This is a genomic window from Microvirga arsenatis (genome assembly GCF_009910705.1).
Taxonomy (GTDB): domain Bacteria; phylum Pseudomonadota; class Alphaproteobacteria; order Rhizobiales; family Beijerinckiaceae; genus Microvirga; species Microvirga arsenatis.
On the sequence record NZ_JAAAXJ010000003.1, the window covers coordinates 77,224 to 104,008 of the forward strand.

A 26,785-nucleotide genomic window follows, 5' to 3' on the forward strand; every position below is an offset into this window, starting at 1 on the left:
GATGCGCGCCGATTGTGGCCGATTTTCTATAGCGTTGCGAGTTAACTCTTTGTCATGCGGCCGGCTGCGGCCGTGATGCGATCAGATTGCGCAGGGTCGTGATGGTGGAGGCATCCGCCACGCCGTCCACGCGCTCGGGCCTGAAATGGCGCTGGAAGGCGGCAACCACCTTTTCCGTGTCCTCGTCGAAGACGCCGTTGATCCGCACGCCGTAGCCGTACATGGCAAGCATGGCCTGAAGAGCCTCGATGGGCATGCCCTGGTCGCCGCGGGAGAAGAAGCGGCCGTCGCTCATCGCCGCCGGCGGCACCCAGTGGCCGACTCCAGCCTCGTGCAGCCTTCTCCACGGAAAGCGCTCCCCCGGATCGACCTTGCGGCCCGGCGCCACGTCGGAATGGCCGAGCACCCGCGTCGCCGGGATGCGCCAGCGGCTGACGATGTCCCTGGCGAGCGCCGCAACGCTGTCGATCTGCACGTCGGGGAAGGGAGGCAGGCCGCCGGGATGGCCCGGATTCGCGATCTCGATCCCAATGGAGCAGGAATTGATGTCGGTCTCGCCCTCCCAGGAGGACAGGCCCGCATGCCAGGCGCGGCGCGCCTCGGGCACGAGCTGGAGGATGCGGCCGTCGCCGAACACGAAATAGTGGGCGGAGACCTGCGAGACCGGATTGCACAGCCATTGCAGCGCTTCGCCCTCGTCCGGCATGCCCGTGTAGTGCAGGACGAGCATGGTGGGGCGCTGGCCGTCCTTGCGCTCCCCGTGATTGGGGGAGGGGAACACCTTGTCGGCGGCGGGGCTCTCCGGGGTCAGCGCAGCCATGCCGTCACCTGAGGTTCCGTTCGGCGGCAATGCGCTCCCAGGCGGCATTGATGGCAGCGAGCCGCTCGGTGGCGATCTTCACGGCCTCCGGGGGCAGGCCGCGGGCGATCTCCCGGTCGGGGTGGTTCTCGGCGACAAGCCGGCGATAATGCCGCTTCAACTCGTCGTCGCTCATGCTGCGGTCGGCCTTGAGAATGAGATACGGATCGTCCCTGCGCTTCACGTGCCGGGCGGCAATGCGCTCGAACTCCACGTCGGGGAAAGCGAAGATCGTCGCCACATCCTTCAGATAGGCATACTCCGCTTCGTGGACCGCCTCGTCCGCCTTGGCGATGTGGAAGAGGCCGTCGAGCACGTCCTCGAGGAGGGCAGGCTCCTCCTTGAACTCCTCGTAGATCTGGCGGGCATAGGCCTCGAACCCGTCCGTCGTCTGCATGGCCAGGTTGAACAGGCGCTCGACCTTGTCGTGCTCGCTGTCGGGCACCTCGACGACCTGCTCGAAGGCGCGCACCTCCACGTCGACGACCACCCCGTCGGCCTTGGCCATCTTGGCGGCAAGCGCCACCAGGCCCATGGTGAAGAGCACGTCCCGCGGAGGCTTCCCGAAAGGCGCTCCTTCGCGGTCGACGAGAACGTGGCCGGCTACTCCGCCCAGGAGCGCACCGATCGGCCCGCCCAACGCGAGCCCGATCCCGGCACCTCCGAGCTTACCCCAAATCGACTGAATCATCTTGGATCAAGTCGTACGCTCAAAGGCGGGCAAAAGGAAAGGGGCCGGGACGAGCCCGACCCCTCAAATTCGTTCCCGAGGTCCCTATCAGCGGCAATAGACGTTGCCGTAGATGTCCTGATAGGTGCCGTACGGGCATGCGGGACGGCTGGGGGTGGTCGCCGCGCCGACAACTGCGCCGCCTGCTGCGCCAATGGCCGCACCGGCCAGGGCGCCGCTCGCCCGTCCTGTCGCCGCTCCGCCGATGGCCGCGCCGGCCAGGCCGCCGATCGCGGCGCCGCCGACTGCACGCTCGCCGGGAGTGTTGCAGGCCGCCATCGAAAGGGTGAGAGCACCGGCGGCAATGGCTGTCATGATCTTCTTCATGGAGGCTTCCCTGTTGTTCAGCGGGCGGTAGGCTGCCCGGTCCTGTTTAGCTTGACCTTACGCTGTCGCCAACTCCCGGGGCGGGAAAGAGTTCCTCAGAGCCCCGACAAGCTGACGAAAAATCCTCACACTTCTCCGAGGCTAGAGCTGCGACACCGAGGCGGGAAGCTTGGTGTGAAAGCCAGAAGAAACAAAGAAAAAACGGTCGAGTCCGAACGAATTCCGAACATGATTACGGCATGATGTGCCACATCTTCGCCTCAATTGGCCGCCACCCAGCGCACCCCTTCGACGGCTGCGAACTGGAGTTACGGTTTGACTTTGCATCACTTCCTCAGAACCCTGGCCGTAGCCTCTCTCGGAGCTGTCGCATTGGTCCTCGCCTCCCAGGCGCGGGCCGAAGGAGAAGCAGGCGACAATCTCATTCCCCCGGATCGTGCGGCGGAACTGGCGGAGGCTGCGACGGCCGAAGCGGCTGCGGTGGTCGAGGAGGCGAGCGAGGCGCCGGAGGAGAAGAAGTCTACCAAGACTGCCAAGGCTGCTGACAGGAAGAAGGCGGAGGGTGCCTCGGCCTCGAAGCCCAAGGTCGCCGAACCGGGCGAGCGGATGGCTTCGAAGGCGGCCGAGACCGAACCTGCCCCGCGCGATGCCGCAGGCGACGAAATCCAGAACCAGACCGCATCCCTGCCGGGACCCGCAGAGATCAAGGCCCGGTTCCGCCAGCCCGATGCAGCGCGCGCCGCTGCGCTGAAGCCGCTGATTGCCCGCTATGCCTCGGAAAACGGTCTTCCCTACGAGTTGGCCGATGCCGTCGTGCGGCTTGAGAGCCGCTACAATGCCTCCGCCCGCAACGGCCCGAACATGGGCCTGACGCAGATCAACGTCCGCACCGCCCAATCGCTGGGCTACAGGGGCGGCGCCGCCGGCCTCCTCGATGCGGAGACAAACCTCCGATACGGCCTCAAATATCTTGCCACGGCCTACAAGCTCGCAGGCGGGGATACCTGCGGCACGATCCTGCGCTACCAGTTCGGCCACCGGGCCCAGACCATGACGGGCGCCTCCCGTGCCTATTGCGCGAAGGTCAAGGTGATCACGGCCGCCGCGGAATGAGCGGCTGCCCTTGACGTCAGGGCCCTTTTGACACCACATCCCCACGTCAGCCGGCCGGGCGGCCGCTTCGAGTTCAGCTCGGGGAGGAAAGTCCGGGCTCCATGGAAGCAAGGTGCCGGATAACGTCCGGCGGGGGAAACCCCAGGGAAAGTGCCACAGAAAGCAGACCGCCCCGCAAAGGTTCTCGGACCCGCGGGGTAAGGGTGAAAGGGTGCGGTAAGAGCGCACCGCGGACGCAGCAATGCGGACGGCACGGCAAACCCCACCAGGAGCAAAACCGAATAGGGACGACAGGCGCTCGCGCCAGGCCCGCTTTCAGGTCCGTCGTCCGGGTTGGTTGCTAGAGGCGGCCAGCAATGGCCGTCCCAGAGGAATGGTCGCCACGTCCGAGGTCTTAGACTTTGGGCCCTACAGAACCCGGCTTACAGGCCGGCTGACCCATCTTTCCACAGGCCCGAATTGTGCGGAAAGCGTGAGCAAACCTTTGCTCCGCTTACGATTCATTAACCGTAATTGCGTCTCATGGGGCACGCATGCCGAGAGGCCTGCGCTCCCGCTCCGTTCCGTTGACGACCATAATATCCCATGTTATCCCAAACCATCCCGTCGACGGTGTCTTCCGAAGGGGGCGTCAAGCACTCAAGAAATGCTGGCGTTTCGCTTCTGAAAGTAGCGTCTCCACCGAAAGCGGGTGGCGGATCCTCACGATCCGCCGGGGGGCTGACAATCAGGAGCGTGCGAGCTGCGGCCAATGAACCGCTTCGTGTCCAATTTCACCAACAAGTTGGATTCGAAGGGTCGCGTCTCGATCCCCGCATCCTTCCGGGCCGTGCTGGCCAAGGATGGATTCGAGGGGCTCTACGTGCATCCGGCGCTGGACGCGCCGGCACTGGACGCGGGCGGCAATGTGCTTCTGAACGAGATCGATGCGTTCTTGTCGACGCTGTCGCCCTATTCGGACGAGCGGGATCAGCTGTCGACGGCGTTGTTCGGGACCAGCGAGATTCTGAAGGTCGATCCGGAAGGGCGTGTCATCCTGACGGATACGGTAAAAGTGCATGCCGGGATCGGCGATACGGTGACGTTCGTCGGGCTCGGTCACAAGTTCCAGATCTGGGAGCCCGAGCGCTTCCGTGCGCACTTGGAGGAGGCGCGCACGAAGGTCAGAGACCTGAAGAAAGCCTTGGGAAACCGCATTGTGGAGCCACGATTGGTGCAGAATACCTCACCAGGAGCACGGGAACGATGATGGGGCGCGGCGACGGCCCAGGAGCCGGAGCCGCTGGCGGACCGCCCCGTCACGTTCCTGTGCTCCTGGCGGAGGTCTGCACGGCACTTGACGTCAGGGGCGGCGGCGCATTCATCGACGGCACGTTCGGTGCGGGCGGCTACACGCGCGCCGTTCTCGACGCCCATCCGCAGAACAAGGTCGTCGCCATCGACCGCGATCCCGATGCGATCGCGGGCGGCGCTGCGCTCGCAGCGAAGTTCAAGAAGCGGCTGATGCTGGTGCCGGGGCGCTTCGGCGATCTCGACGACATCGCCCGCGCTCAGGGCTTCGAGAGCGTCGACGGCGTCGTGCTCGACATCGGCGTTTCCTCCATGCAGCTCGACCAAGCCGAACGCGGTTTCTCGTTCCGCGCCGAAGGTCCGCTCGACATGCGCATGGAGAGAGACGGCCCGAGCGCCGCGGATTTCGTGAACGAGTCCAGCGAGGCCGAGCTCGCCGACATCTTCTATCATTACGGCGAGGAGCGTCGCGCCCGCGCGGTTGCCCGCGCGATCATCGAGGCCCGCCGCCGTCAGCCTTTCGAGACCACGCGGCAGCTCGCCGACCTCGTGGCATCGCTCATCCGGCAGGAGCCGGGCGGCATCCATCCCGCGACGCGCGTGTTTCAGGCGCTGCGCATCGCCGTCAACGACGAGCTGGGCGAGCTGGTGCGCGCGCTGCATGCGGCCGAGCGCATCTTGAGGCCCGGCGGGCGCCTGGTGGTGGTTACGTTCCATTCCCTCGAGGACCGGATCGTGAAGCAGTTTTTCGCCGCCCGCACCGGGCGTGCGCCGGCGGGCTCCCGCCACCTTCCGACCGCGGCCGCTCCCGAGCCGACCTTCGATGCGGTCACCCGCGGTCCCATCGCACCCAGCGAAGAGGAGATGGCGCGCAATCCGCGGGCCCGCTCGGCGAAGCTGCGGGCCGGCGCGCGCACGGATACGCCGGCGCAGGAGCCGTTGAGCGCCATCACCATGCTTGCGGAGCTGCCGCAGACCGCCGAGAAAAAGGGAGGGCGCCGGTGATCCGACTGCTCCATATCATCGCCATATCCGCCCTCATCGCATCGGCCGGATACGCCTACTCGATCAAGTACGAGACGCTCTACTACGTGGAGCAGGTGGCGAAGCTGAAGTCGCAGGTGAGCCGCGAGCGCGAGGCCATCGCCGTGCTGCAGGCCGAGTGGCAGTATCTCGACCGTCCGGACCGCCTCCAGGAGGCTGCCGACAAGCATCTCGACCTGCAGGCGCTGAAGATCCAGCAGCTTGCGCGCCTCTCCGATCTTCCGAACCGGCCCTCGCGTGAGGACGAGATCGGCCGCAAGCTGGAAGCGCTCGGCCTGCTCGAGCCGACCTCGACGCCGAAGGACAAGAATTCGGACGCCCGCACCCCGACGACCCAAACCCCGAAACGGTGAGCCTCGTGTCGCAAGAGCCCCAAACCGAATGGCAGGGTAAGAAACCGCACCGCAACCCGGGTGTGCTCGGTCATGCCCGCGAGCTGTTTCGCCTGCGTCACGACAAGAGCACGTCGCGCGTCGGACTCGCCGCCGTGTGCTTCGTCGGCCTGTTCGGCCTGATCGGCGGACGTCTCGTCCATCTCGCCGTCACCAGCGAGAACACCAGCGAGGTTCGTCGCGTCACGTCGTCCGAAATCTCCGCCGCGCGTCCCGACATCGTCGACCGCAACGGCGAGATCCTCGCCACCGACGTGAAGATGGTGTCGGTCTTCGCCGAGCCGCGCAACATCGTCGACAAGGACGAGGCCGTCGAGCTTCTCACCGCCGTCCTGCCCGATCTCGACGCCACGGAGCTGCGCAACAAGCTCAGCACCAAGAAGGGCTTCGTCTGGGTCAAGCGTGAGATCACACCGCGCCAGCAGGCCGAGGTGCACCGCCTCGGCATTCCGGGCATTGGCTTCCTGCCGGAGAACAAGCGCGTCTATCCGAATGCGGAGGCTGCCGCCCATGTGCTCGGCTTCGCCAACGTGGACAACGTAGGCATCGCCGGGATCGAGAAATACATCGACAGCATGGGCCTGCAGGATCTCAACGGCGCAGGCTTCAACATCTCGGCAGCCGACCTCAAGCCCATCCAGCTCTCCCTCGATCTGCGCGTGCAGCACGCCCTTCGCGACGAGCTCGCCAAGGGCATGGCGAAGTACAAGGCCAAGGCGACGGCCGGAGCGATCCTGGACGTGAACACGGGCGAGATCATCGCTCTCGTGTCGTTGCCGGATTTCGATCCGAACAACCCGGTCGACGCCCTCGACAAGGACCGGATCAACCGCATCAATGTCGGCGTGTTCGAGATGGGATCGACCTTCAAGGCGCTCACCGTCGCGATGGCGCTCGATTCCGGCAAGTACAACATCAACTCGACCTTCGATGCGCGCTCCGGCCTGCGCTACGGCCGCTTCACCATCGGCGACTATCATCCGACGCGGCGCGTCCTCACCACGCCGGAAGTGTTCGTGCACTCCTCCAACATCGGCACCGCGCGCATGGCGCTGGGCATCGGCGTCGAAGGCCACAAGGCCTTCCTGCGCAAGATGGGACAGCTCACGCGCCTTGAGACCGAACTGCCGGAGAGTGCGCTGCCGATCATTCCGCCGCGCTGGGGCGAGCTCAACACCATGACCATCGCCTTCGGCCACGGCCTTGCCGTCGCGCCGCTCCAGGCGCTCGCGGCCGTGGGCGCGCTGGTGAACGGCGGCGTCATGATCAAGCCGACCTTCCTGAAGCGCACGGAGGAGGAGGCGCGCAAGAACGCCATGCAGGTGCTCAAGCCGGAGACGAGCGAGGCGATGCGCTACGTGATGCGCCTCAATGCCTCGACGCCGGAAGGCTCTGCCGGCAACGCCTCGATCGCCGGCTTCTTCGTGGGCGGCAAGACCGGCACGGCCGAGAAGGTGATCAACGGCCGCTACGCCAAGAACAAGAACTTCACCACCTTCACGGCGGTGGTGCCGGCGGACAAGCCGAAATACGTGTTCCTGACCATCATGGACGAGCCGCAGGCGGTGGAGGGCACCTATGGCTTCTCGACGGCGGGCTGGAACGCTGCCCCCGTGACGGGCAACATCATCGAGCGCATCGCGCCGCTGCTCGGCGTGCCGCCGCGCTTCGAGCCGCCGCAGCAGCCCTTCCCGCTGATGTCGCGCCTCGGCGCCTGGGGCAGCAACCGATGAGCACGCGATCCCTGAAGCTCGGCGATCTTCTCGATCTTGCGGCAGGCGACGCTCAGGCGTCCCTTTCCGTGTCGAAGATCGCTTCCGACAGCCGCAAGGTGGAGCCCGGCACCCTGTTCTTCGCCGTGCCCGGCACCAAGGTGGACGGCATGAGCTTCGTGCCGCAGGCGGCGGCTGCAGGCGCGGTCGCCATCGTCGGCGAGGCCGGACGTCCGGCCGATCTGCCGAACCATGTGGCCTATCTGCAGGTGAAGGACGTGCGCCGGACGCTCGCTCTTGCGGCCGCCCGTTTCTTTCCCAGGCAGCCGGAGAAGGTCGTCGCCGTCACGGGCACCAGCGGCAAGAGCTCCGTGGCCGACTTCACGCGCCAGCTCTTCGCAGCGCTCGGCTACAAATCCGCGAGCGTCGGCACGCTCGGCATCATCACCTCGGACGGTGCGGCCTACGGCTCGCTGACGACGCCCGACCCGATCTCCTTGCACGAGAGCTTCGACCGGCTGGCCAATGACGGCGTGACTCGCCTGGCCATGGAGGCCTCCTCGCACGGGATCGACCAGCGCCGCCTCGACGGGGTGCGCCTGCATGCGGCGGGCTTCACCAATCTCGGCCGCGACCACCTGGACTACCACGCCACCATGGAATCCTACGCGGCGGCGAAGCTTCGGCTCTTCGATACGCTCCTGCCGCAGGATGCGCCGGCCGTCATCAATGCCGACGGCCCCTCTGCGGATCTGTTCCTGCAGGGTGCGCGCCGCCGGGGCCTTTCTCTCATCACCACCGGTACGGCCGGCGAGACCATCCGGCTCGTCGAAGCCCGTGCCGAGGGATTCGCGCAGGCGTTGACGGTCGAGGCTTACGGTCGAACGATCCGGACGACCCTGCCGCTTCTCGGCGCCTTTCAGGTCGAGAACGCGCTGGTCGCTGCCGGCCTCGTGCTGGCGGTGGAAGGCGAGGGCAGGGCGGCCGAGGTGTTCGAGGGTTTCAGAACCCTGAAGGGCGTCTCCGGCCGCCTGGAGCAGGTGGGCGAGATCGATGGCGCGCTCTGCATCGTCGACTACGCCCACAAGCCCGACGCGCTCGCCCATGTGCTCGATGCCCTGCGTCCCTTCGTGAAGGGACGCCTCGTCTGCATTCTCGGCTGCGGCGGCGACCGGGATCGCGGCAAGCGCCCCCTCATGGGCCAGATCGCTGCCGATAAGGCGGATGCCGTCATCGTCACGGACGATAATCCTCGTTCCGAGGATCCGGCGGCCATCCGCGCCGAGGTCCTGAAGGGGGCGCCCGGCGCCCGCGAGATCGGCGATCGCGCACAGGCCATCCGCACCGCCGTGAGCGAGCTCCGGCAGGGCGATATTCTGGTCGTCGCCGGCAAAGGCCATGAAACGGGCCAAATCATCGGCGACCGGACCCTGCCGTTCTCGGACCACGAGGAGGTCCGGACGGCCATTGCAGCGAGGCAGGGATGAATTCGCCCCTTTGGACAAGAGACGAGATCGCAGCCGCCACCGGCGCCCGGGTCGGCGGCGGCTTCGGGCAGGCGACCGGCGCCTCCATCGACACGCGCACGCTCGAGCCCGGCGATCTCTACTTCGCCATCAGGGGCGACGTGCATGACGGCCACGATTTCGTGCCGGCGGCCCTGGAGAAGGGCGCATCGGCTGCCGTCGTGTCCGAGGAAAAGGCTCCTGCCTTCTCTGGCTCCGACAGGCTGATCGTCGTCCCGGACGTGCTGGAGGCGATGCGCCAGATGGGTCGCGCGGCCCGCGCCCGCACGGGCGCGAGAATCGTCGCGGTCACCGGCTCGGTCGGCAAGACAGGCACCAAGGAGGCCATGCGCCTCGCGCTCTCCGGCCAGGGCGCGACCCACGCCTCGGTGGCGTCCTACAACAACCATTGGGGCGTGCCGCTGACGCTCGCCCGCATGCCGCGGGAAACCGCCTTCGGCGTGTTCGAGATCGGCATGAACCATGCCTATGAGATCCTGCCGCTCACGAGCATGGTGCGCCCGCATGTGGCGGTGATCACCACCGTGGAGCCGGTCCATATCGAGTTCTTCCCCTCGCTCTGGGGCATCGCCGATGCCAAGGGCGAGATCTTTGCAGGCCTCGAGCCCGGCGGCACCGCGGTGATCAACCGCGACAACGCCTATTTCGAGCGCATGCGCGCCCATGCTCTTGCCTCGGCGGCCGGCCGCGTCGTCACCTTCGGCGAGCACGAGGCGGCGGACATCCGTGCCCGGCAGATCGTCGTGAAACCCGACCATTCCATGGTGGATGCCACGATCTTCGGCGAGCCCCTGACCTACAGGATCGGCACGGCTGGCCGGCACCACGCCCTCAATTCCCTGAGCGTGCTTGCAGCCTCCCATGCGCTCGGCGCCGATGTGGCGCTGGTGGCGCTCTCTTTCGCGGAACTGAAGCCTCCGGTCGGCCGCGGCGAGAGGACCATCCTCTCCGTCGACGGCGGTGAGGCCCTGCTGATCGACGAGAGCTACAATGCGAACCCCGCCTCCATGCGCGCGGCGCTCGCCAATCTCGGGGCGGTGGAGCTCGCTCGCGGGGCGCGGCGGATTGCCGTGCTGGGCGACATGAAGGAACTGGGCGAGAAGGGGCCCGGGCTCCATTCGGAGCTGGCGGAAGCGATCCAGTCCAGCGGGACCGACCTCGTCTTCGCGGCCGGCCCTTTGATGAGACATCTTGTCGATGCCCTGCCCAAGGCCGTCGTTGCAGCCCATGCGGAAAGTTCCGCCGAGCTGGTCGATGCGGTCTGCGCCGCGGTGCGTCCCGGCGACGCGGTGACCGTCAAGGGATCGCTCAGCATGAAGATGGCCCTGGTTGTCAAAGCTTTGAAAGAACGTTACGGCGCGAGCCCTGCGGCCCACGCGCTGAAAGGATGATCGATGTTGACCTGGTTGGCTGAGCTCAGCCATATTTTCAGCCCCCTCAATATCTTCCGCTACATCACGTTCCGCACCGGCGGCGCGACGGCGACCGCCATGCTGTTCGTGTTCCTGTTCGGCCCCGCGATCATCTCGCTCCTGCGCGTGCGCCAGGGCAAGGGACAGCCGATCCGCGAGGACGGTCCGCAGACGCACCTGCTGACCAAGCGCGGCACCCCGACCATGGGCGGCCTGATGATCCTGGCGGGCGTGCTCGTATCGACCCTGCTCTGGGCGAATCTCGAGAACCACTATGTCTGGATCGTGCTGTTCGTCACCGTGGGCTTCGGCGCCATCGGCTTCTATGACGATTACCTGAAGGTGACGAAGCAGTCGCACAAGGGCTTCTCCGGCCGCTCGCGCCTCGCCATCGAGGCGATCATCGCGGGCCTCGCCTGCATCGCGATCTCCTACATGGCCACCCCGGGCCTGGCGAACAAGCTGGCGCTGCCCTTCTCGAAGGACCTGATCATCAATCTCGGCTGGTTCTACGTGATCTTCGCCGGCTTCGTGATCGTCGGCGCCGGCAATGCGGTCAACATCACCGACGGCCTCGACGGCCTCGCCATCGTGCCGGTGATGATCGCGGCCGGCACCTTCGGCTTCATCGCCTATCTCGCCGGCAACGCGGTGTTCTCCAACTACCTGCAGATCCATTTCGTGCCCGGCACCGGCGAGCTTGCCGTGCTGTGCGGCGCGCTCATCGGCGCAGGCCTCGGCTTCCTCTGGTTCAACGCGCCTCCCGCTCAGATCTTCATGGGCGACACGGGCTCGCTCGCCCTCGGAGGCATGCTCGGCACCATCGCAGTGGCGGCCAAGCACGAGATCGTGCTCGCCATCGTCGGCGGCCTGTTCGTGCTGGAGATCATGTCCGTGATCATCCAGGTCGCGTCCTTCAAGCTCACGGGCAAGCGCGTCTTCAAGATGGCGCCGATCCATCACCATTTCGAGCAGCTCGGCTGGACCGAGCCGCAGGTGGTGATCCGCTTCTGGATCATCGCCGTCATTCTGGCCCTCACCGGCCTCGCCACCCTGAAGCTGCGGTAAGGCGCATGACACCCGTCACCTCCTTCGCAGGCAAAACACTCGCTCTCTTCGGCCTCGGCGGCTCGGGGCTGGCGACGGCGCTTGCCTTGAAGGAGGGCGGGGCGCGGGTGGTCGCCTGCGACGACAACCCGGCGAAGATGGCGGAGGCGAATGCCAAAGGCATTGAGACCGCCGACCTGCGCGATGCCGACTGGTCGCGATTTTCGTCCCTGATCCTCTCGCCCGGCGTGCCGCTGACCCATCCGGAGCCGCATTGGTCGGCGAAGCTGGCGAGAGAGGCCGGAATCGAGATCATCGGCGACATCGAGCTGTTCTGCCGCGAGCGCGCGAGGATCGCGCCGAACGCGCCCTTCGTGGCCATCACCGGCACCAACGGCAAGTCCACCACCACGGCACTCATCGCGCATATCCTGCGCGAGGCCGGCCGCGACGTGCAGATGGGGGGCAATATCGGCACGGCGATCCTGTCCCTCGAGCCGCCCTCCGACGGCCGCATCCACGTGATCGAGTGCTCCTCGTTCCAGATCGACCTCGCGCCGTCGCTTGCTCCCACCATCGGCGTCCATCTCAACCTCTCGCCCGACCACATCGACCGGCACGGGACGATGGAGAACTACGCGGCGATCAAGGAGCGGCTGGTGGCGAAGGCGGGCCTTGCCGTCATCGGCGTCGACGACCCGATGAGCCGCGCGATTGCCGAGCGCTGCGAAGCCGGGGGCGTGAACGTCGCGCGCGTCTCGATCGAGCCGCTCGGCGTGAAGGGCATCTTTGCGGACGAGGATACCCTTGTCGGGGTGACTGAAACCGATATGGCTGCTGTAGCCAATCTGTCGGGCATCGGCTCGCTGCGCGGCGCGCACAACGCGCAGAACGCCGCTGCAGCCGTTGCCGTCGCCTTGGCCTTGAACGTTTCTCCGGAAAGCATCCGCTCCGGTCTCCATACCTTCCCCGGCCTGCCGCATCGCATGGAGGAGGTCGGTCGCATCGGGGCCGCTCTCTTCATCAACGATTCCAAGGCCACCAACGCGGATTCCACCGAGAAGGCGCTCAAGTCCTTCGACGGCATTCTCTGGATCCTCGGCGGCAAGGCGAAGGAAGGCGGCATCGAGCCGCTGAGGTCGTACTTTCCAAGGATCCGCAAGGCCTATCTCATCGGCGCAGCCGCGGACGAGTTTGCAGCGACGCTCGGCGGAGACGTCCCGCATGTTCATTGCGGCACCCTCGACAAGGCCGTGGAGCAGGCCGCCGCCGACGCGGCGGCGATGGACGGCCCAGCCGTCGTGCTGCTCTCGCCGGCCTGCGCGTCCTACGACCAGTTTCCCAATTACGAAGTGCGCGGAAACCACTTCCGCGATCTGGTCCGGGCCCTGCCCGGCATCGAAGCCAAGGGGGCTTGAAGATGGTGTCACGCGCGGAACGCTCGGCTTTCGGCGATTGGTGGTGGACGGTCGACCGCCTGCTGCTCGCAGGCCTCGCCATCCTCATGCTTGCGGGCCTCGTCTTCCTCATGGCCGGGGGTCCGCCGGTGGCGGAGCGGCTCGGGCTTTCGACCTTCCACTTCGTGAACCGGCAGGTGATGTTCCTCATCCCGGCCCTGCTCATCATGATTCCGGTCTCGTTCCTGTCCCTGCGCCATATCAGGCGCCTGGCCCTCATCGTCTATGCGGCGGGCATGGTGCTGATCCTGCTCGCGTTTCAGTACGGTCCCGAAATCAAGGGGGCCCATCGCTGGATCATGATCGGCCCGCTCGGCCTCCAGCCCTCCGAGTTCGTGAAGCCCGCCTTCGTGGTGCTCGCCGCCTGGGCCTTCTCGGAGGGCGCGCGGCGCAAGGACGTGCCGGGCACGCTGATGGCCTTCCTGCTCCTGCCCGCCACCATCATCCCGCTCATCCTGCAGCCCGATTTCGGCCAGACCATGCTCGTCACCATCGTGTGGTGCGGCCTGTTCTTCGTCGCCGGCCTGCACTGGTTCTGGGTGATGGGCCTCGGCGCCGGCGGGCTCCTGGGCATCGGCGCGGCCTATCAGTTCCTGCCGCACGTGCGCGCCCGCATCGAGCGCTTCCTCGACAAGGATTCCGGCGACACCTTCCAGGTGGACACGGCCATGGAATCCTTCGCCCGCGGCGGCTGGCTCGGGCGCGGCCCGGGCGAGGGCACGGTCAAGCGCATCCTGCCCGATGCGCATACCGACTTCATCTTCGCCGTCACGGCGGAAGAGTTCGGCATCATCGTCTGCCTCGCGCTGCTCGCGGTCTTCGCCTTCATCGTGCTGCGCGGCCTCACGCTCGCCCGCCGCAACGAGGATCCGTTCTGCCGCCTCGCCGCCACGGGCCTCATCTTCATGTTCGGCCTGCAGGCCTGCATCAACATGATGGTGAACGTGCATCTCATGCCGGCCAAGGGAATGACGCTGCCCTTCATCTCCTATGGCGGCTCCTCGCTGCTTTCGCTCGCGCTCGGCATGGGCTTCCTGATCGCGCTCACGCGCCGACGTCCTCGCGCCGAGATGATGGATCACTTCAGCCAGGATCGGGCTTGAAAGTATGAACGCGCCTCTCGTCCTCCTGACCGCCGGGGGCACCGGCGGCCACCTCTTTCCGGCCGAGGCCCTCGCCAATGCCTTGAAAGCCAAAGGCTGCCGTGTGGCGCTCGCCACCGACAAGCGCGCCAATGCCTATGCGGGATCGTTCCCGGCCGACGAGATCGTCGAGATCCCGTCCGCGACGCCGTCGGGGCGCTCCGTGCCGCAGATGGCGAAGGCCGCGCTGAAGCTGGGGCAAGGAACGCTGGCATCCGTCGGCATGATCCGCCGTCTCAAGCCCGCGGTGGTCGTGGGCTTCGGCGGCTATCCCACCGTGCCGCCGGTGGTCGCCGCCTCGCTCCTCAAGGTGCCGACGGCGATCCATGAGGCGAACGGCGTCATGGGCCGCGCCAACCGCCTGCTCGCGCGGCGGGCCACGGTCATCGCGACTGGTTTTGCCAACATCAAGGGCATTCCGGCCAGCGTTCCGGGTAAGGTGATCCACACCGGCAACCCGATCCGCCCGGCGGTGCTGGAGGCGGCCAAGCAGCCCTATGCGCCGCTCACACCGGGCGAGAGTCTCCGCCTCCTCGTGGTCGGCGGCAGCCAGGGCGCCCGGGTGATGAGCGACGTGGTGCCGCCGGCCGTCGAACTCCTGCCCCCCGCGCTCCGCTCCCGCATCGTCATCACGCAGCAGGCGAGGGGCGAGGATCTTGAGCGGGTGCGCGCCCATTACCAGAAACTGGGTGTGGAATTCGAGGCCGAGCCCTTCTTCAAGGACCTGCCGCATCGCCTGGCCGGGGCCCATCTCGTGGTCTCCCGCTCCGGCGCCTCGACCGTCGCGGAACTGGCCGCGATCGGTCGCCCCTCGATCCTCGTTCCCCTGCCGGGCTCGCTCGATCAGGATCAGGCGGCCAACGCCAAGACCCTCGGGGATCTGGGCGCCGCCATCGTTTGCCCGCAATCGGACTTCACCCCTGAACGGCTGGCAAAAGAGCTTCAGACCTTTTTTCAGGAGCCTGACCGCTTGACCAGAGCCGCCGCCGCCGCACATACGGCCGGCATCATGGATGCGGCTGAGCGGTTGGCTCAGGCCGTCCTAAAACTCATCCCCTTCTATTATCACGGAAAAAGACGATGAAACTGCCGCCGAAGCTTGGTCCCATTCACTTCATCGGAATCGGCGGCATCGGCATGTCGGGCATCGCCGAGGTCATGCACAACCTCGGCTATACGGTTCAGGGCTCCGACGCCGCCGACAACTACAACGTGAAGCGCCTCGCCGACAAAGGCATCAAGACCTTCATCGGCCACAAGGCGGAGAACGTGGAGAATGCCGAGATCGTGGTGGTCTCCACCGCCATCAAGCGCGACAACCCGGAATTGGTCGTCGCCCGCGAGAAGCGTCTGCCGGTGGTGCGCCGCGCCGAGATGCTGGCCGAGCTCATGCGCTTCAAGTCCTGCGTCGCGGTGGCCGGCACCCACGGCAAGACCACGACCACGTCGCTCGTCGCGACCCTCCTCGATGCGGGCGGGCTCGACCCCACGGTCATCAACGGCGGCATCATCAATGCCTACGGCACCAATGCCCGCATGGGCGACGGCCAGTGGATGGTGGTGGAGGCGGACGAGTCGGATGGCACCTTCCTCAAGCTTCCGGCGGACGTGGCCATCGTCACCAACATCGACGCCGAGCACCTTGACCATTTCGGCACCTTCGACGCGATCAAGGACGCCTTCCATTCCTTCATCAACTCGATCCCGTTCTACGGCTTCGCGGTGATGTGCATCGACCATCCGACCGTGCAGGACCTCGTCGGCCGCATCGAGGACCGGCGCATCATCACCTACGGCGAGAACCCGCAGGCCGACGTGCGCCTAATGGACGTGGATTCCCGCGGCGGCAAGAACCGCTTCCGCGTGATGATCCGCGACCGCCGCCCCGGCTTCCGCCTCGAGCTCGAAGACCTCGTCCTGCCGATGCCGGGCGCGCACAATGCGCTCAATGCCACCGCCGCCATCGCCGTCGCGCACGAACTCGGCGTCTCGCCCGACCAGATCCGCAAGGCGCTCGCGGGCTTCGGCGGCGTGAAGCGGCGCTTCACCCGCACGGGGGAGTGGAACGGCGTCACCGTGTTCGACGATTACGGCCACCATCCCATCGAGATCGCGGCGGTGCTCAAGGCCGCGCGCGCCTCCACGGACGGACAGGTGATCGCCGTGGTGCAGCCGCATCGCTACTCGCGCCTGTCCTCCCTGTTCGACCAGTTCTGCACCTGCTTCAACGATGCGGATGCGGTGATCGTCGCCCCGGTCTACGCGGCCGGCGAGCAGCCGATCCCGGGCGCGGACCGCGACAGCCTCGTGTCGGGTCTCAAGGCTCGCGGCCACCGCAACGTGATGGCGCTCGAAAGGTCGGAGGAGCTCGCCGGCCTCGTGAAGGGCGTGGCGAAGCCGGGCGATTACGTGATCTGCCTGGGCGCGGGCAACATCACGCAATGGGCCTATGCCTTGCCGACCGAGCTTGAGGCCCTGGGCGAGAAGGCCGCTTGAAATTGTGTGCAGCAGCACAAGGTTTCCCCATCCTGAGGAGCGCGCGAAGCGCTCGTCTCGAAGGACGGCGAAACCGCTTCCGGGGCTCGCCGGAGACGCCGCCATCCTTCGAGGCGCGGGCTATGCTCGCTCCTCAGGATGAGGGCTGTGGGGTGCTTCATGTTTTCTGATATCGTTCCCGAGCTGAAGGCCCGCATGCCCGAGCTGCGCGGCAGGCTGGAGGCCAATGCGCCGACGGCGCCCCTGTCCTGGTTCCGCACGGGCGGCCCGGCGCAGGTGCTGTTCACGCCGGTGGATGCGGACGACCTTGCCTATTTCCTGCAACGGCTCGATCGCAGCGTCCCGGTTCTCGTCGTCGGCCTGGGCTCGAACCTGCTCATCCGCGACGGCGGATGGGAGGGCGTGGTGATTCGTCTCGGAAAGGGCTTCGCCGAGGTTGCCGTGGAGCCGGGCCTGCGCGTGCGCGCCGGAGCCGGCGCGCCGGACGTGAAGGTGGCGCGCGCGGCGGCGGAGGCCGGCATCGCGGGCCTTTCCTTCCTGCGCGGCATCCCCGGCACCATCGGCGGGGCGCTGCGCATGAACGGCGGCGCCTATGGCGGCGAGACCAAGGACGTGCTCGTCGAAGCCAGGGGCGTCACCCGCACGGGTGAGGCGGTCACGTTCACCAATGCGCAGATGGGCTTCACCTACCGCCATTCGAGCGTGCCGGACGACGTGATCTTCACCGAGGCGCTGTTCGAGGGCCGTCCCGGCAATCCGGAGGAGATCCTTGCCGAGATGAACGCCATCACCGAGGCGCGCTCCTCGACCCAGCCGGTCAATACACGCACGGGCGGCTCCACCTTCAAGAACCCGCCGGGCCGAAAGGCCTGGGAGCTGGTCGATGCCGCCGGCTGCCGTGGGCTTCGCATGGGCGACGCCCAGGTGTCCGAGATGCATTGCAACTTCCTGATCAACCATGGCTCCGCCTCCGCTGCAGACATCGAGGGCTTGGGCGAAGAGGTCCGCCGCCGCGTCCGCGAGATGTCGGGCGTGGAGCTCGAGTGGGAAATCAAGCGGGTCGGGCTGCCGAAGCCCTGATTCGAATCGCTCATTTGTCCCGGCACGCCGGGTTAGCATGACGGGAGAGACCCATGGCGAAGCACGTTGCCATTCTCTATGGCGGCTGGTCGGCAGAGCGCGAGGTGAGCCTCAATTCGGGCCGGGCCTGCTGCAAGGCGCTCGAGGAGCAGGGCTACAAGGTCACGCCCATCGACGTGCAGCCCGACATCGCCACCGTTCTCCAGGCGGTCGCGCCGGACGTCGCGTTCAATGCGCTTCACGGACCGATGGGCGAGGACGGCACCATCCAGGGCCTCCTGGAGATCCTGAGGATCCCCTACACCCATTCCGGGGTGCTTGCCTCGGCGCTCGCCATGCAGAAGGACAAGGCGAAGGTGGTCATGGCGGCGGCGGGCGTTCCGGTTCCGAAAGGCGTCGTCGTTAACCGTTTCGAGGCGGCGAAGAGCCACGTCCTGCCGGCGCCCTACGTGGTCAAGCCGGTCAACGAGGGCTCGTCCCACGGGGTCATCATCGTCCGCGAGGACCGCGCCCATCCGCCCCAGGAACTTCTGCGCGAGGACTGGCCCTATGGCGATCAAGTGCTTGTGGAGCAATACATTCCCGGCCGCGAGCTGACCTGCGCCGTCATGGGGGACCGGGCGCTCGGGGTCATCGACATCCGGCCCGCCACCGGGGTCTTCTACGATTACGATGCAAAATATGCGAAGGGGGGCTCCATTCACGTCCTCCCGGCAGAAATTAAACCGAATATTTACCAAAAGGTCCAAGAGTTGGCGTTAACGGCGCATCAAGCGCTCGGCTGCAGGGGAATCAGCCGCGCCGACTTGCGGTACGACGACACGCCCGGAGGAACCGGGGACCTCGTCGTTCTCGAAGTCAACACGCAACCCGGCATGACCGAGACGAGCTTGGTGCCAGAACTGGCAGCCCATGCGGGCTATACGTTTGGCGAGCTTGTGCAATGGATGGTGGAGGACGCTACCTGCAACCGATGACGGCCTACCCGGCCGGATTCGCCGTTGCGCGCGCCGCCTCCGGAGGCCGGAGGCCGCTGTCGTCCCCCGTCAAACCCACATCCCGAATCAGGAGGCTGTTCGGCGCCTCGCGGGGCGTGCGCCGCCGATCCGCCGGGGTTCCGCTCGAGCAGCGCATCCCGCGCTTCCTCGGGACCGGGCTGACGCTCGCCTTCTTCTCCGCCGTTCTCGGCTACGGCCTCTGGCAGGGCGGCCATATCGACGGATTCATCCGCGAGCACGGCGAGCCGCATCATGCCCTGGCCCGCGCCGTGGGGCTCGGCCTCGAGCAGGTGACGATCTCCGGAATTTCGCAGCTGCGCGAGAGCGAGGTGCTGGCAGCAGGCGGCATCACCCCCAGGCTGTCCCTGGCCTTCCTCGACGTGAGCGAACTGCGCGAGCGCCTGGAGCGCGTGCCGATGATCAAGTCGGCTGCGGTGCGCAAGCTCTATCCGAACGAACTCGTCATCACGCTCACCGAGCGCGAGGCCCATGCGATCTGGCAGAACAACGGCGAGCTCTTCGTCATCGCCGCCGACGGCACCGTGATCGACCTCATGCAGGACGAGCGCTATCTCGGCCTGCCCTTCGTGGTAGGCGAGGGCGCCAATACGCGCAGCAAGGATTATCTCGCGCTGCTCGAGGCGGCCGGGCCTCTCAAGCAGCGCATCCGCGCCGGCACCCTCGTCTCGGGACGGCGCTGGACGCTCAAGATGGACAACGGCATGGACGTGCGCCTGCCGGAGATCGGAGCCGCCGATGCGCTGGCCCGGCTCGTGAAGCTCGAGAACGAGCAGAAGATTCTGGAAAAGGACGTGCTGGCGATCGATCTGCGCATGGCGGATCGCGTCGTCGTCCGCTTGACGGAAGAGGCCGCCTTGGCCCGCGCCGAGGCGCTCAAGAAAAAACCAATGCGCGGCAAGGGGGTCGACACATGAGTCTCTCGGGTCACGGATTGACGCCTCGCCTGAAGCCGCTCTCCGCGCGCAAGAGCGCCATTCTGTCGGTGCTCGACGTGGGAACGAGCAAGGTCGTCTGCGTCGTGGCGGAGCTGAAGCCCGCCGACGAGGTCGAGTCGCTGCGCAGCCGCACCCATGTGGCGCGCATCCTCGGAATCGGCCACCAGCGCTCCATGGGCCTGAAGGGCGGCGTGGTCGTCGACCTGGAAGCGGCCGAAGCCGCGATCCGTCAGGCGGTGCATGCGGCCGAGCGGATGGCGAAGGTCGAGATCCAGTCGGTGATCGTCAACCTCACGGGCGGCCGCCTGGCCTCCGAGCACTTCGAGGCGCATGTGCCCGTGCGCGGCGCGGTCAGCGCCGGCGACGTGCATCGCGTGCTCGATGCGGCGTCGAGCTACGACCTGCGCCGCGGCCGCACGGTTCTTCACGCCCTGCCCACCGGCTTCTCGCTCGATGCGCAGAACCACATCGTGGATCCCGCCGGCATGATCGGCGAGCGCCTGGGCGCGGATCTGCACGTCGTCACCTCCGAGGCGGCGGCGGCGCGCAATCTCATGCTCGCGGTCGAGCGCTGCCATCTCGGCGTCGAGGCGGTCATCGCCACGCCGTATGCGGCGGGTCTCTCCGCGCTCGTCGACGACGAGGCCGACATGGGCTGCGCCGTCGTCGACATGGGCGGCGGCACCACGAGCGTGGGCATCTTCTCCAACGGGCATCTGGTGCATACCGATGCCATCGCCGTCGGCGGTCATCACGTGACCATGGACATCGCGCGCGGCCTCACCACCCGCGTGTCCGCCGCCGAGCGGCTCAAGACTCTCTACGGCTCCGCGATCGCTTCGAGCGCGGACGACCGGGACATGATCGCGGTGCCGCAGGTCGATGAGGACGAACGCGACGTTCCGAATCATCTGCCGAAGTCGCACCTCGTTCGCATCATCAAGCCGCGGGTCGAGGAGGTTCTCGAACTCGTGCGCGACCGGCTCAAGAGCGCGGGCTTCGCGGCCCAAGCCGGACGGCGGGTCGTGCTGACGGGCGGCGCAAGCCAGCTCGTCGGGCTGCCGGAAACGGCGCGCCGCATCTTGCAGGGCCAGGTTCGTGTCGGGCGTCCGCTCGGCATCAAGGGCCTGCCGGAGGCGGCAAAGGGCCCTGCCTTTTCGGCGGTGGTCGGCCTCCTGGTTTACCCCCAGGTGGCGCATATCGAGTATTTCGAGCCGCGCTCCAGCGGCTTGTTCCAGAGTACGGGAACCGACGGCTACTTCTCGCGGGTGGGCCGGTGGATTCGCGATAGTTTTTAAAACGAGTAACGCGTTGGCGCGGCGGGCCATCGTGAAGAGTTGAAGTGAACCAGGTCAGCGTCGGCCAAACGCTCATCAGTATACAGGCCAGAAGAGGCACAGGTCATGGCTATGAATCCTCATGCTCCGGACATCCGGGAACTCAAGCCGCACATCACGGTCTTCGGTGTCGGCGGCGCCGGCGGCAACGCCGTGAACAACATGATTGAATCCGGTCTGGAGGGTGTCGAGTTCGTGGTGTCGAACACCGACGCGCAGGCTCTGGCCTCCTCCAAGGCCCAGCGCGTGATCCAGATGGGCATTCAGGTCACCGAAGGCCTTGGCGCCGGATCGCAGCCGGAAGTCGGCCGCGCCGCCGCCGAGGAGGTGATCGACGAGATCCGCGATCAGCTTGCCGGCTCCCACATGGTGTTCATCACCGCCGGCATGGGCGGCGGCACCGGCACGGGCGCGGCTCCTGTCGTGGCCCGCGCGGCCCGCGAACTCGGTATACTGACGGTCGGTGTGGTCACCAAGCCGTTCCAGTTCGAGGGCGTGCGCCGCATGCGCCTCGCCGAAGCCGGCATCAACGAGCTGCAGCAGGCGGTGGACACGCTCATCGTGATCCCGAACCAGAACCTGTTCCGCGTCGCCACCGAGAAGACGACCTTCGCGGACGCCTTCGCCATGGCCGACCAGGTGCTCTATTCGGGCGTGGCCTGCATCACCGACCTGATGGTCAAGGAAGGCCTCATCAACCTCGACTTCGCCGACGTGCGCTCCGTCATGCGCGGCATGGGCAAGGCGATGATGGGCACCGGCGAGGCCTCCGGCGAGAAGCGCGCCCTGCGCGCTGCCGAGGCGGCCATCGCCAACCCGCTCCTCGACGACGTGTCGATGAAGGGCGCCCGCGGTCTCCTCATCTCCATCACCGGCGGCAACGACCTCACCCTCTACGAGCTCGACGAGGCTGCCACCCGCATCCGCGAGGAGGTGGATCAGGACGCCAACATCATCCTCGGCGCCACTTTCGACGAGAGCCTGGAAGGCATCATCCGCGTCTCCGTCGTGGCCACGGGCATCGACCATGCCACGATGAACAACACCGCGGACCTGACCGCCACCGAGCAGCGCATCTCCGAGGTGGCCGAGCGCCTGCGCGCCGAAGCCCGGGCCCGCGCCACGCAGAGCCAGCCCACGGCCAGCTTTCGCACCACCCCGGCCGAGTCGGTGAAGGCGGCTCCGGTTCTCGCCCAGGGCACCTCCGCCCTGGCCGCGGCCCCGGCTCCGGTGACCATGGCCCAGCCGGTGGAGCCCGCGCCCCAGCCGGTCGTGCGCGACGACGTGGTGCTGACGCCGGCGCAGCCCCGCCCGGCGGTGGCCTACGAGCCTCCGGCTCCCCAGGCTCCGGTCTACGAGGAGCCGGTGGAGCAGGGCGCCTTCATCCCGCCGCAGGCGGAGCGGGCCATGCGCCCGGCCCGGATGCCGCGCATCGACGAGCTGCCCCTGCCGGCGCAGCGCGAGATTCGCGCCAGCCGCGGCGAGGAACCGGCCCAGGAGCACAAGCCGTCCCTGATCCAGCGCCTGGCGACCATCGGCTTCGGCCGCCGCGAGGAGCCGCAGCCCGCCCCTGCCGAGCCGCGCCAGGAAGCCCCGCGCCAGCCCATGTCCTCGGTCCATGCCGAGTACGCCCGCCGGCAGGCCCCCCCGCAGGCCCAGCGCGCGCCGCAGAGCCCCATGGCTCCCGCTCCCCGCGCCGCCTCGGAGGACGAGCAGCTGGAGATTCCGGCCTTCCTCCGCCGTCAGGCCAACTGACCTGACGGGCCCGCAGGCCGTCACGGATGTTACACGAGGCCCCCAGCCGCAGGCCGGCTGGGGGCCTCGTTCGTTAATTTTCCATTAACTTCAAGGGCTTGCGGGTTATCCCCTTTGTAACAGACGGTAAGAAAGCGTGATTTGGCCTAGCCTGACAGCGGGACTATGGTGCCTCCACATCAAAGGGGCACCGCTCACAAGAAGCCTCCGGCGGAAGAAGAAAGCAGGCAATGCACCTTCCGCAGGACGACAGGCTCTGTAAGGCGACAAGGGTTAGTTGAGGTCCAGGGATAATGAAGCAAAGCCAGCAAACCACGCTTCGCGCCGCCGTGACCCTGATCGGAACCGGAGTTCACTCCGGGGATGAAGTGAAGATGATCCTTCATCCGGCTGAAGCGAACCATGGCATTGCTTTTCTCCGCACCGGCCTGCCGGGCGGCCTGGACCGCCTCATCGATGCTCGGCACCTGGCGGTGACCGCCACGGAGCTGTGCACCGTCATCGGCGACCGCGACACGGGCGCGGTCGCCACCATCGAACACCTCATGGCGGCTCTCGCCGGCCTCGGCATCGACAACGTGCTCGTCGAGATCGACGGGCCGGAGGTTCCGATCCTGGATGGCAGCTCGGCTCCCTTCATCGAGGCCATCGACCAGGTCGGCATCGCCGTCCAGGGCGTCACCCGCCGCTACCTGAAGGTTCTCAAGCCCGTCCGCGTCACGCAGGGCAAGGCCTTCGCCGAACTCCTCCCGAACGACCGGACCTTCCGCCTCGACGTGGAGATCGACTTCCCGACCCCGGTGATCGGCCGCCAGCGCAAGGTCGTCGACCTGTCGCCGTCCGTCTTCCGCCGGGAAATCTCCCGCGCCCGCACCTTCGGCTTCATGCGCGACGTGGAGAAGCTCTGGAGCGCGGGCTTCGCCCTCGGCGCCTCCCTCGAGAACACCGTGGCCATCGGCGAGGACGGCATCCTGAACCCCGAGGGCCTGCGCTATGCCGACGAGTTCGTCCGACACAAGCTCCTCGATGCGGTGGGCGACCTGTCGCTGGCCGGCCTGCCGCTGCTGGGCACCTACCGCTCCTATTGCGGCGGCCACCGCCTGAACTTCTCGGTTCTTGAGGCCCTGTTCTCGCACCGCTCCAACTACGCCATCGTCGACGCGGCTCCCCGCCGCGAGACCGGCTACGCGGATATCGGCGCCTCGGTCGCCCCGGTCTTCGCCCCCGAGGTTCACTGACATCCGGCCACCCCCGAGGCCCCGATGCGGCCTTGGCGCGAGCGGGCGCCCATTGGCCGCATGATGTCGTGCAGGCTTTCTTAATTCCTATTGGGTAAAGCCTGTGCTATGGGCTTGGCTCCGCGCATATGCTTGGGCTAAAGAACGCCCGGTGCATCGTTAAATCATCGGGCACGGTTTTTGGAGGACCGCGAAGCATGTCGTTCGCGAAGGTTTATACGGGCATGAAAGGTGCGGCCGGCCGCGCCCTGATTCTCGGCGTCTGCAGCCTGGCGCTCGCCGGATGCGAATCCCTTTCGTCGCTCAACCCGTTCGACAAGAGCGAGACCTACAAGCCCGAGATCGTGTCCAACTCCCCGCCGGAGGAGATCTACAACGACGGTCTCGCCCGGGTGCAGAAGGGCGACTTCGACGGCGCCGTCAAGAAGTTCAGCAGCCTCGACAAGCAGTATCCCTATACGGATTGGGCCCGCAAAGGCCTGATCATGGAGGCTTACGCCAATTACGAGGGCGGCTTCTACGAGGAGTCGATCACCGCGGCCAAGCGCTATCTCCAGAGCTATCCGAACACCGCGGATGCGGCCTATGCCCAGTACCTGATGGCCTCGTCCTATTACGACCAGATCCCGGACATCACCCGCGACCAGGAGAAGTCCGAACGTGCGATCCTGGCCCTGCAGGAGCTGATCCAGCGCTATCCGAACTCGGAATACGTGGCGGATGCCAAGAAGAAGATCCAGGTCGCCAGCGACCAGCTCGCCGGCAAGGAACTGGAGGTCGGCCGCTTCTACCTGCAGAAGCGCAATTATGCGGGCGCCATCAACCGCTTCCGCAACGTGGTCTCCCGCTACCAGACGACCCGTCACGTGGAGGAGGCGCTCCAGCGCCTCACCGAGGCTTACATGGCCATGGGCATCGTCAACGAGGCGCAGACGGCCGCCGCCGTTCTCGGTCACAACTTCCCTGACAGTCCTTGGTACAAGGACGCCCATGCCCTGCTGACCAGGGGCGGCGTGGAGCCGCGCGAGGACTCGCAGTCCTGGATCAGCAAGGCCTTCCGCGGCGTTCCCCAGGTCGGTCAGCGGACGGGCTAAGCCTCATCATCCATGCTCATCCAGCTGACGATCCGCGATATCGTCCTTATCGACAGGCTTGAGCTTCACTTCCATGAAGGGCTGAGCGTCCTCACGGGTGAGACCGGCGCGGGCAAGTCCATCCTGCTCGACGCCTTCGCGCTCGCCCTCGGCGGGCGCGGCGACGGCAGCCTCGTGCGCCACGGCGAGGCCCAGGGCCAGGTCACGGCCGTGTTCGACTGCCCCCTGGACCATCCCGCCCGCCGCATCGCGGCCGATGCCGACATCGACGTGGACGGGGACCTGATCCTGCGCCGGGTGCAGGTGGCCGACGGGCGCACCCGCGCCTTCGTCAACGACCAGCCGGTCAGCGTCCAGGTGCTCAAGGCCATCGGCGCGACCCTGGTGGAGATCCACGGCCAGCACGACGACCGGGCCCTGGTCGATCCCGTCTCCCACCGCGCCATCCTCGACGCCTTCGGCGGCCTGTCGCCCGAGGTGCAGGCCGTCTCCGACGCCGCACGCAAGGTGCGCGAGGCGCGCGCCGCCCTGCAGGATCACCGCAACCGCATCGCAAAGGCCCGCAAGGAAGCCGATTTCCTGCGCCATGCGGTCGAGGAGCTGACCACCCTGAACCCGCTCGCGGGCGAGGAGGAAACCCTCGCCGAGCGCCGCGTGGTGATGATGCAGTCCGAGAAGGTGGCGCAGGACCTCAACGAGGCCTACGAGGCCGTGGCCGGCAATGCCTCGCCGGTGCCCGTGCTCTCCGCCGCCGTGCGCAAGCTCGAGCGCCGCAGCGCCCAGGCGCCGTCCCTCGTGGAGCCGAGCGTCAAGGCCCTCGATGCGGCGCTGGTCGCCATCGACGAGGCCCGCGCGGCCCTCGAGGATGCGATCCGCGCCACGGAGTTCGACCCGCGCGAGCTGGAGCAGACGGAGGAGCGCCTCTTTGCGCTCCGCGCCGCCGCGCGCAAGTTCGACGTGCCTGCCGACGAGCTGGCTGCGCTCCGCCAGCGCTTCGAGGAGGACGTGGCCGCCATCGATGCGGGCGAGGAGAAGCTCGCCGTGCTGGAGAAGGCCCTGAAGGAGGCGGACGACGCCTATGTGAAGGCCGCGAAGACGCTCTCCGCCGGGCGCAGGAAGGCCGCGCAGGCCCTCGATGCGGCCGTGCAGGCCGAGCTGCCGCCCCTCAAGCTGGAGCGGGCGCGCTTCATCACCGAGATCGCCACCGACGAGGAGAGCCGCGACCCTGCAGGCTTCGAACGCGTCGAGTTCTGGGCCCAGACCAATCCCGGCACCCGCGCCGGCCCTCTCATGAAGGTGGCCTCGGGCGGCGAGCTCTCGCGCTTCATGCTGGCCCTCAAGGTGGTGCTGGCGGACAAGGGCTCGGCGCCGACCCTGGTCTTCGACGAGATCGACACCGGCGTGGGCGGCGCGGTGGCGGATGCCATCGGCCAGCGCCTGGCGCGGCTTGCCCGCAAGGTGCAGGTGATGGCCGTCACCCACGCGCCGCAGGTGGCCGCCAAGGCCTCGAGCCACTTCCTCATCGCGAAGGAGGGTGTGCGCGGCGAGAAGGACCGGGTCGCCACCCGCGTGGTCCCGCTGGAGGCCGACCCGCGCCGCGAGGAGATCGCCCGCATGCTCGCAGGGGCCACGATCACCGAAGAGGCCCGCGCGGCCGCCGCACGCCTGCTCGAAGCGGCGGCGCATTAGCGCATCGTGCGGATCTCCGGTCCGCACCGAACGACAATCCCATGACAGGAACGGCTGTTTGCTGCCGGAAGGTGCCGCTTCACCTCCGGTT

23 protein-coding genes and 1 other RNA gene are annotated in these 26,785 nt (G+C 67.1%); 21 read left to right on the top strand and 3 right to left on the bottom strand.

Annotated elements, in window-relative coordinates; translation table 11 throughout:
• Nucleotides 1-52: 52 nt before the first annotated feature.
• From GR303_RS06510 to GR303_RS06520, 3 genes are all read right to left on the bottom strand, one after another.
• Nucleotides 53-820 (bottom strand): N-acetylmuramoyl-L-alanine amidase, encoded by a 768-nt coding sequence (locus GR303_RS06510; RefSeq protein WP_161723562.1) that lies wholly within the window; start codon nt 818-820, stop codon nt 53-55.
• A gap of 4 nt (nt 821-824) precedes the next feature.
• Nucleotides 825-1,550: a TerB family tellurite resistance protein gene (locus tag GR303_RS06515; protein WP_161723563.1), complete on the bottom strand. Its 726-nt coding sequence runs from the start codon at nt 1,548-1,550 to the stop codon at nt 825-827.
• Nucleotides 1,551-1,637: 87 nt separating this feature from the next.
• Complete coding sequence (locus GR303_RS06520; protein ID WP_161723564.1) at nt 1,638-1,916, bottom strand: glycine zipper domain-containing protein; 279 nt, start codon at nt 1,914-1,916, stop codon at nt 1,638-1,640.
• A gap of 315 nt (nt 1,917-2,231) precedes the next feature.
• Here GR303_RS06520 and GR303_RS06525 point away from each other — a divergent pair, with 315 nt between their 5' ends.
• The 21 genes from GR303_RS06525 to recN all read left to right on the top strand — a co-directional run bounded on the left by GR303_RS06525 (nt 2,232) and on the right by recN (nt 26,694).
• Nucleotides 2,232-3,029, top strand: coding sequence for a lytic transglycosylase domain-containing protein (locus GR303_RS06525; protein WP_210254023.1), 798 nt, complete (start codon nt 2,232-2,234; stop codon nt 3,027-3,029).
• Between the two features lie 46 nt (nt 3,030-3,075).
• Nucleotides 3,076-3,470: RNase P RNA component class A (gene rnpB / locus GR303_RS06530), an RNA gene on the top strand.
• 310 nt (nt 3,471-3,780) lie between these two features.
• A complete protein-coding gene (gene mraZ, locus GR303_RS06535; protein ID WP_161723566.1) occupies nt 3,781-4,278 on the top strand; it encodes a division/cell wall cluster transcriptional repressor MraZ in 498 nt (165 codons plus the stop codon).
• Nucleotides 4,275-5,324 (top strand): 16S rRNA (cytosine(1402)-N(4))-methyltransferase RsmH, encoded by a 1,050-nt coding sequence (gene rsmH / locus GR303_RS06540; RefSeq protein ID WP_161723567.1) that lies wholly within the window; start codon nt 4,275-4,277, stop codon nt 5,322-5,324. Before mraZ ends, rsmH begins: the two co-directional genes overlap by 4 nt.
• The gene (gene ftsL, locus GR303_RS06545) at nt 5,321-5,716 is read left to right on the top strand and encodes a cell division protein FtsL (protein ID WP_161723568.1); all 396 of its coding nucleotides are present in this window, start codon (nt 5,321-5,323) and stop codon (nt 5,714-5,716) included. Before rsmH ends, ftsL begins: the two co-directional genes overlap by 4 nt.
• 5 nt (nt 5,717-5,721) lie before the next feature.
• Complete coding sequence (locus GR303_RS06550; protein WP_425487113.1) at nt 5,722-7,488, top strand: peptidoglycan D,D-transpeptidase FtsI family protein; 1,767 nt, start codon at nt 5,722-5,724, stop codon at nt 7,486-7,488.
• Complete coding sequence (locus tag GR303_RS06555; protein WP_161723570.1) at nt 7,485-8,954, top strand: UDP-N-acetylmuramoyl-L-alanyl-D-glutamate--2,6-diaminopimelate ligase; 1,470 nt, start codon at nt 7,485-7,487, stop codon at nt 8,952-8,954. The genes GR303_RS06550 and GR303_RS06555 overlap by 4 nt, the downstream gene beginning before the upstream one ends.
• Nucleotides 8,951-10,384, top strand: coding sequence for a UDP-N-acetylmuramoylalanyl-D-glutamyl-2,6-diaminopimelate--D-alanyl-D-alanine ligase (locus GR303_RS06560; RefSeq protein WP_161723571.1), 1,434 nt, complete (start codon nt 8,951-8,953; stop codon nt 10,382-10,384). Before GR303_RS06555 ends, GR303_RS06560 begins: the two co-directional genes overlap by 4 nt.
• A gap of 3 nt (nt 10,385-10,387) precedes the next feature.
• Entirely contained in the window at nt 10,388-11,473 is a 1,086-nt protein-coding gene (mraY, locus tag GR303_RS06565) for a phospho-N-acetylmuramoyl-pentapeptide-transferase (protein ID WP_161723572.1), read from the top strand.
• Between the two features lie 5 nt (nt 11,474-11,478).
• Nucleotides 11,479-12,870, top strand: a complete 1,392-nt coding sequence (gene murD, locus GR303_RS06570; RefSeq protein WP_161723573.1) for a UDP-N-acetylmuramoyl-L-alanine--D-glutamate ligase — start codon at nt 11,479-11,481, stop codon at nt 12,868-12,870.
• A gap of 2 nt (nt 12,871-12,872) precedes the next feature.
• Entirely contained in the window at nt 12,873-14,012 is a 1,140-nt protein-coding gene (locus tag GR303_RS06575; RefSeq protein WP_161723574.1) for an FtsW/RodA/SpoVE family cell cycle protein, read from the top strand.
• A 4-nt stretch (nt 14,013-14,016) separates the two neighbouring features.
• Entirely contained in the window at nt 14,017-15,135 is a 1,119-nt protein-coding gene (murG, locus tag GR303_RS06580; RefSeq protein WP_161723575.1) for an undecaprenyldiphospho-muramoylpentapeptide beta-N-acetylglucosaminyltransferase, read from the top strand.
• Entirely contained in the window at nt 15,132-16,547 is a 1,416-nt protein-coding gene (gene murC, locus GR303_RS06585; protein ID WP_161723576.1) for a UDP-N-acetylmuramate--L-alanine ligase, read from the top strand. The genes murG and murC overlap by 4 nt, the downstream gene beginning before the upstream one ends.
• 159 nt (nt 16,548-16,706) lie before the next feature.
• Nucleotides 16,707-17,627 carry a UDP-N-acetylmuramate dehydrogenase gene (murB, locus tag GR303_RS06590; protein ID WP_161723577.1) on the top strand — a complete coding sequence of 307 codons (921 nt, stop codon included), beginning with the start codon at nt 16,707-16,709 and terminating at the stop codon, nt 17,625-17,627.
• 53 nt (nt 17,628-17,680) lie between these two features.
• Nucleotides 17,681-18,604, top strand: coding sequence for a D-alanine--D-alanine ligase (locus GR303_RS06595; RefSeq protein WP_161723578.1), 924 nt, complete (start codon nt 17,681-17,683; stop codon nt 18,602-18,604).
• Nucleotides 18,571-19,560, top strand: a complete 990-nt coding sequence (locus tag GR303_RS06600; RefSeq protein ID WP_161723579.1) for a cell division protein FtsQ/DivIB — start codon at nt 18,571-18,573, stop codon at nt 19,558-19,560. Before GR303_RS06595 ends, GR303_RS06600 begins: the two co-directional genes overlap by 34 nt.
• Complete coding sequence (ftsA, locus tag GR303_RS06605) at nt 19,557-20,879, top strand: cell division protein FtsA (protein ID WP_161723580.1); 1,323 nt, start codon at nt 19,557-19,559, stop codon at nt 20,877-20,879. Before GR303_RS06600 ends, ftsA begins: the two co-directional genes overlap by 4 nt.
• Nucleotides 20,880-20,984: 105 nt before the next feature.
• Nucleotides 20,985-22,673 (top strand): cell division protein FtsZ, encoded by a 1,689-nt coding sequence (gene ftsZ, locus GR303_RS06610; protein WP_161723581.1) that lies wholly within the window; start codon nt 20,985-20,987, stop codon nt 22,671-22,673.
• A 293-nt stretch (nt 22,674-22,966) separates the two neighbouring features.
• Nucleotides 22,967-23,911 carry a UDP-3-O-acyl-N-acetylglucosamine deacetylase gene (gene lpxC, locus GR303_RS06615; RefSeq protein WP_161723582.1) on the top strand — a complete coding sequence of 315 codons (945 nt, stop codon included), beginning with the start codon at nt 22,967-22,969 and terminating at the stop codon, nt 23,909-23,911.
• A gap of 197 nt (nt 23,912-24,108) precedes the next feature.
• Nucleotides 24,109-25,005, top strand: coding sequence for an outer membrane protein assembly factor BamD (locus tag GR303_RS06620; RefSeq protein ID WP_246205632.1), 897 nt, complete (start codon nt 24,109-24,111; stop codon nt 25,003-25,005).
• Between the two features lie 12 nt (nt 25,006-25,017).
• Nucleotides 25,018-26,694 carry a DNA repair protein RecN gene (gene recN / locus GR303_RS06625; RefSeq protein ID WP_161723583.1) on the top strand — a complete coding sequence of 559 codons (1,677 nt, stop codon included), beginning with the start codon at nt 25,018-25,020 and terminating at the stop codon, nt 26,692-26,694.
• Nucleotides 26,695-26,785: the final 91 nt, after the last annotated feature.

Bases quoted from the DNA above. Each gene is read 5' to 3' on its own strand.
- GR303_RS06510 (WP_161723562.1), bottom strand. From the start codon at position 820: ATGGCTGCGCTGACCCCGGAGAGCCCCGCCGCCGACAAGGTGTTCCCC.
- GR303_RS06515 (WP_161723563.1), bottom strand. From the start codon at position 1,550: ATGATTCAGTCGATTTGGGGTAAGCTCGGAGGTGCCGGGATCGGGCTC.
- GR303_RS06520 (WP_161723564.1), bottom strand. From the start codon at position 1,916: ATGAAGAAGATCATGACAGCCATTGCCGCCGGTGCTCTCACCCTTTCG.
- mraZ (WP_161723566.1), top strand. From the start codon at position 3,781: ATGAACCGCTTCGTGTCCAATTTCACCAACAAGTTGGATTCGAAGGGT.
- rsmH (WP_161723567.1), top strand. From the start codon at position 4,275: ATGATGGGGCGCGGCGACGGCCCAGGAGCCGGAGCCGCTGGCGGACCG.
- GR303_RS06555 (WP_161723570.1), top strand. From the start codon at position 7,485: ATGAGCACGCGATCCCTGAAGCTCGGCGATCTTCTCGATCTTGCGGCA.
- GR303_RS06560 (WP_161723571.1), top strand. From the start codon at position 8,951: ATGAATTCGCCCCTTTGGACAAGAGACGAGATCGCAGCCGCCACCGGC.
- mraY (WP_161723572.1), top strand. From the start codon at position 10,388: ATGTTGACCTGGTTGGCTGAGCTCAGCCATATTTTCAGCCCCCTCAAT.
- murD (WP_161723573.1), top strand. From the start codon at position 11,479: ATGACACCCGTCACCTCCTTCGCAGGCAAAACACTCGCTCTCTTCGGC.
- GR303_RS06575 (WP_161723574.1), top strand. From the start codon at position 12,873: ATGGTGTCACGCGCGGAACGCTCGGCTTTCGGCGATTGGTGGTGGACG.
- murG (WP_161723575.1), top strand. From the start codon at position 14,017: ATGAACGCGCCTCTCGTCCTCCTGACCGCCGGGGGCACCGGCGGCCAC.
- murC (WP_161723576.1), top strand. From the start codon at position 15,132: ATGAAACTGCCGCCGAAGCTTGGTCCCATTCACTTCATCGGAATCGGC.
- murB (WP_161723577.1), top strand. From the start codon at position 16,707: ATGTTTTCTGATATCGTTCCCGAGCTGAAGGCCCGCATGCCCGAGCTG.
- GR303_RS06595 (WP_161723578.1), top strand. From the start codon at position 17,681: ATGGCGAAGCACGTTGCCATTCTCTATGGCGGCTGGTCGGCAGAGCGC.
- GR303_RS06600 (WP_161723579.1), top strand. From the start codon at position 18,571: ATGGATGGTGGAGGACGCTACCTGCAACCGATGACGGCCTACCCGGCC.
- ftsA (WP_161723580.1), top strand. From the start codon at position 19,557: ATGAGTCTCTCGGGTCACGGATTGACGCCTCGCCTGAAGCCGCTCTCC.
- ftsZ (WP_161723581.1), top strand. From the start codon at position 20,985: ATGGCTATGAATCCTCATGCTCCGGACATCCGGGAACTCAAGCCGCAC.
- lpxC (WP_161723582.1), top strand. From the start codon at position 22,967: ATGAAGCAAAGCCAGCAAACCACGCTTCGCGCCGCCGTGACCCTGATC.
- GR303_RS06620 (WP_246205632.1), top strand. From the start codon at position 24,109: ATGTCGTTCGCGAAGGTTTATACGGGCATGAAAGGTGCGGCCGGCCGC.
- recN (WP_161723583.1), top strand. From the start codon at position 25,018: ATGCTCATCCAGCTGACGATCCGCGATATCGTCCTTATCGACAGGCTT.